The following is a 3,600-nucleotide window of genomic DNA, read 5'->3' as shown; positions in this document are numbered from 1 at the left end:
ACTCAACCTCCTTATCATCTTCTATCCTTATCTTATCACATCCGGACTTCTATGAAAAGAGCTATAACTATTGCATTCCAGAACAATTTGATGCATCATTCTTTTTGTAAAAAACATTCCACACTTTCTCTCCACTTTTTCTGGGTAAGGTCAATTTTCATTGCACCCTATATTGTCCATTCCATTAGCTTTACTACGCTCGTTACCTCACGCAGCATAATGGTCTGTTCTAGGCTGTTGGCTAGACTTTGCCTAAGTTGGATTTTCACCAACTGTATTCTAAACGCTTACTTGGCGCACCCATAACAAAAATGCCTGAAAAACGTTAATAATTATATACTATTATTAATAATTATTCAACCATATTTTAAGCTTACAATTTTGAGCTTAACTGACGCTTATGGATAGGGGCAACTCTATCACCCTGTGTTATGTTTATTTTCTAACGGACGCTGATTTTTGTATCGTAATTTCTTGCTATAAATTGGTTATATAAGAGCTGGCTTCTAAAGTTTTATAACCCTAATTTGAATTAACAGACAGTAGAATCGAAAGATTATTACAAGGAGAAATCTACACAGATCGACCCTTTTGTGAATCTGCGTTTCTGCTTTCTTCAACTTGTTTTGCAAAAGATGTTTCCGGTTTCTGAAGTGGCTTAGCAATTTCACGCACAACGGCAATAACTGCTGTTAAAAACGTTTTTAACAATGCACCTAAAGCTCCACCAACTGCTTCCCTGCCATATATATGAGCTTGCTTTTCGTTACCGTCAGCAGTTTCCCCTGCCCTCCTTCTTGGATCCATCCTATGAGCAATCACCGAAAACAACACTCCCCTGATTGAAGACTTCACTTTTTCCTTTGCTTCGTGGACATCCCCATCTTTTGCTGTTTCATGTCCATGACTTAAGTGTTTAGCGTTCATTAGCTCCTTTTGTTGCTGGGCAAACATGCTACTTAATACTTCTTCTATCACTTGCTTTCTTCTCTTCTCTCTAACTCTTTTCATAGATTCTGATTTATCGCGAGTGTGTTTGGTAGTTTCAAATTCTGCATCAATATCTTCAGACGCAGCCTGACTATATAAAGTCTCTATGAGCCTGTCTATGCTTCGCTTTATTTGCATAGTCCTTTCGTAACTATCCGAATTATCAATTCCTTCGTCGATCTGATTTAGAATATCCTCAAAAACTTTCAAATAGTCTTGAATATACTGTATTATGTATTGCTTATCTTCCTCTTTGTGTTGTTCTTCTTGATTTTGCTGATTTTCATTTTCTAAACTTTTCTCTCTTTTATCATCGTTATTTTCTTCAATATCATCACCGTCTTCCTCGAAAAGGTCTTTGTCGTTCATGATTTTTTTTAATTTAGTTAAAATTCTCACCAGTTACTATTGTATATAAAAAGATTAAATTAACATTAATGAAAAGCGTTTACAACTTCAGCACTAGTTAAAACTACAGTAAAGCTGTCAAAAGTAACAGGATCATAATACCTCTCATACAATTCAACTGAACACCTAAGCCTTATCTTTTCCTTAGCATTAAAACTAATTTCATAATCATTATTAGAGTTTAGCATAGCAGAATTACGTAATAATTCATCAGCTAATACAGAGTCTAAAATTCCATTAATTTTTATCGTAATATGTCTGCTTCCAGCAGAGTCCAATACTTTTCTCCAGCCAAAAGAAGAAATATCTTTCACCTCTTCTCTGTTATTACGCAAAGTAAACCTTAGGTTTCTTATATTATTTAACACAATAAAATTATTGTCATGATCTTTAATTTTTAGCTGTAATTTGCTCATTATCACCTCCTTTTATTAAAATATCAAAATTAATTGTTGAATGTAAAATTTCATCGTGCTGACTCATAGCACAATTACTTTCCAAAATAGTTTCATTATCAGAATATTTAATACTCTTAAGTATCAAGTTAATATGCCTTATAATGGCAACCATACTGTCTATATGATAAGTATATATGTCGCATGAAAATCTTGCCTTTGTAGCAAAATTGGACAGCATATGCAGGTTATTATAATTCACTACACGCAATCTCAGGTAAGGAATGGTGACCTGTTTAGGTAAGTAGTCATAAATGTTAGTAACATATTTCCTTAAATCAGAATTTGCTTTTAGTGCTGCATAAACGCTATTGTACAACTCGTTTATAGCTTGAATTTTTTCCATGATTAACCCTCGAAAGATATATAGAAACTCGTCATCCCGCTACTTGTTAGCGGGATCTATCCGTGACGGTATGACGTAGGACTGCTGTCATTCCGCTACGTGTTAGCGGCTGAGATACCGCTGCTTGTTAGCGGGATCTATCCGTAACGGTATGACGTAGTAGCCCAGTTTGAATGACCAGAAAGAGCTACAAAACAACCTTTGGTTCGCGAAACGGAGAATATACCTTCTTCACTTCAGACAAATGGCTACTTACCTCCGATTCACGATTTTTGTAAAGAGCAGAAACATGCCGCATAATACCTAGTTTTATCTGCTCAGGAACATTGTCATAACCAGCTTCGTATACAACATCAACTCTTATTGCATTCAAACAATTGAAAAACTCAACGTAGCCCCCTACATCACTAAAATAATACTTAAGTGTTCTCTTCTCTTGATTTTTAGACATCATTGCAGTAGCCAATACTATCTTACTCACAGGGCCATAGCTTAAATAGATCCTACGAGGTACATAATCTTCATATGAAACTTGCCATGTTTGTTTCACCAGTGACTTTTCCATATGCCGCTCAGCATAATCAGTAGCCATAAAAATTAGATCTGAAATCAACTTATCATCCTGGTCGTTCTCAATGCGTAAAAAAGATTTAACCTCTTCTAAAGTAACTGGAAAAGATTCAGGCTTAGATTTACGTTGCACAGATATTCTTGGTGAAGTAGATCTTATTGACATAATAACCCTCCTTTTTGATATAGCTAGAATAAGTAAGGTTTACCTCGTGACAGCGTGGGGTAAATCTTACTTACTTTAGCTATGCAGCTTGCATGCAACATTAAGTTAAATTGGCGCAGCAACAACTCTGAGTGCTTTATCGTATGAATATATTAAGAAGAGAACGTATTAAAGCTGTTTCTCCTTTTTTGTTGATAAAATTTGAACTTATAGCATATTCAACTAGGCTAGATTTTAGTAGATTGACATTTTGAGAATGAATATTATTGAAGGTGGAGTTTAACTCTTTAGCAAGCAGACTGCGAAATTTTTGCACACTGTCATATGCGATATTTTCAAGTTCATGTGCAAATTTATCTTGAGCTATAGTTGTTATATCTTCAATTTCCTTATTAAACTCCTCTAGCTTTTTTCCATTACTCTTAGAGTTTTTCGTAAAAGTTTTCATATTAATTAAACTCAACTACTTTTATGATTATAACTGTAATAAAAAAACTACCAAAGTAAAAAATTCGCACTACTGTGTAACTCATGACTGTACGAACATTGCAATTTGAGCCTACCAGGAGGGCAATGACTCTTATCCAAGTACCCTCTCTTCTTGTCATCCCAGTGCTTGACACTGGGATGGCTTTGTTGCATCGCTACTTATGAAAGGCTAACTA

6 protein-coding genes are annotated in these 3,600 nt (G+C 35.0%); 1 reads left to right on the top strand and 5 read right to left on the bottom strand.

Going from position 1 to position 3,600, the window contains the following annotated elements:
- Window positions 1-573 precede the first annotated feature (573 nt).
- The 5 genes from ACIPNH_RS04900 to ACIPNH_RS04880 form a co-directional block, all read right to left on the bottom strand.
- A complete protein-coding gene (locus ACIPNH_RS04900) occupies window positions 574-1,359 on the bottom strand; it encodes a hypothetical protein (protein WP_182364772.1) in 786 nt (261 codons plus the stop codon).
- Between the two features lie 65 nt (window positions 1,360-1,424).
- Window positions 1,425-1,814 (bottom strand): phage tail protein, encoded by a 390-nt coding sequence (locus tag ACIPNH_RS04895; RefSeq protein ID WP_264723746.1) that lies wholly within the window; start codon window positions 1,812-1,814, stop codon window positions 1,425-1,427.
- Window positions 1,789-2,199 (bottom strand): tail completion protein gp17, encoded by a 411-nt coding sequence (gene gp17, locus ACIPNH_RS04890; protein WP_400772026.1) that lies wholly within the window; start codon window positions 2,197-2,199, stop codon window positions 1,789-1,791. The genes ACIPNH_RS04895 and gp17 overlap by 26 nt, the downstream gene beginning before the upstream one ends.
- Window positions 2,200-2,386: 187 nt before the next feature.
- The gene (locus ACIPNH_RS04885) at window positions 2,387-2,935 is read right to left on the bottom strand and encodes a head-tail connector protein (RefSeq protein ID WP_400772024.1); all 549 of its coding nucleotides are present in this window, start codon (window positions 2,933-2,935) and stop codon (window positions 2,387-2,389) included.
- 136 nt (window positions 2,936-3,071) lie between these two features.
- Window positions 3,072-3,383, bottom strand: coding sequence for an ECH_0659 family protein (locus tag ACIPNH_RS04880; RefSeq protein WP_151807564.1), 312 nt, complete (start codon window positions 3,381-3,383; stop codon window positions 3,072-3,074).
- Between the two features lie 83 nt (window positions 3,384-3,466).
- On the opposite strand from ACIPNH_RS04880, the gene ACIPNH_RS04875 reads away from it, so the two are divergent.
- Window positions 3,467-3,589: a hypothetical protein gene (locus ACIPNH_RS04875; protein ID WP_400772022.1), complete on the top strand. Its 123-nt coding sequence runs from the start codon at window positions 3,467-3,469 to the stop codon at window positions 3,587-3,589.
- The last annotated feature ends 11 nt before the right edge of the window (window positions 3,590-3,600 follow it).

Source organism: Wolbachia endosymbiont of Drosophila barbarae, from assembly GCF_044752445.1.
Classification (GTDB): domain Bacteria; phylum Pseudomonadota; class Alphaproteobacteria; order Rickettsiales; family Anaplasmataceae; genus Wolbachia; species Wolbachia pipientis.
Note: the sequence above shows the minus strand (reverse complement) of the source record. Positions and strands in the feature narration are given on the sequence as shown.